At 62.5% G+C, this 515-nt stretch carries 1 protein-coding gene; it reads left to right on the top strand.

The features are described from left to right. Positions 1-515 (top strand): hypothetical protein (locus A9Q02_RS24390; protein WP_216361547.1); only part of this gene is annotated, 515 nt, incomplete at both ends.

The following is a 515-nucleotide window of genomic DNA, read 5'->3' as shown; positions in this document are numbered from 1 at the left end:
CCAACACCTTTGACGGGAACAGCACCTACGGCCTGCTGCAGGATGTTAATGACACCTTCATCTATACCGGCAATACCTTTACCGGCAACGGCACGGCGGCGGTCGGCATTAATGGCGGCACCCGGCTTCGTGATCTGACCCTCAGCCCGGCGGGCAACCCCTTCCGCATCATTGGCAACACCATCATCACCGCGACCACCACCATGACCGTCGAAGCCGGGGTGCGCGTTGAGTTTGCTCAGCATATCGGGCTCTCGTTCAACGGCACCTTGCATGCCGTAGGCACACCAACCGCACCGATCACCTTCACGGGCACGACGGAGGCGGCGGGCTGGTGGCGGGGCCTCTATGTGCAGAATGCCGGGTCAGCCACGCTGCGGTATGCCACCATCGCCTATGGCGGCTACTGGGATAGTATGGGCCTGATCAAGAGTGGCCCTGGGAGCCTCGACCTCCAGCACAGTACCATCCGCAACATCGCGGGTGACGGTCTGCGCATCACCGAAGGCGCGAGC

The sequence above is a fragment of the Candidatus Chloroploca asiatica genome (genome assembly GCF_002532075.1).
Lineage (GTDB): Bacteria > Chloroflexota > Chloroflexia > Chloroflexales > Chloroflexaceae > Chloroploca > Chloroploca asiatica.
The sequence above is the reverse complement of the archived record's forward strand: the minus strand, read 5'-3'. Positions and strand labels throughout refer to the sequence as shown.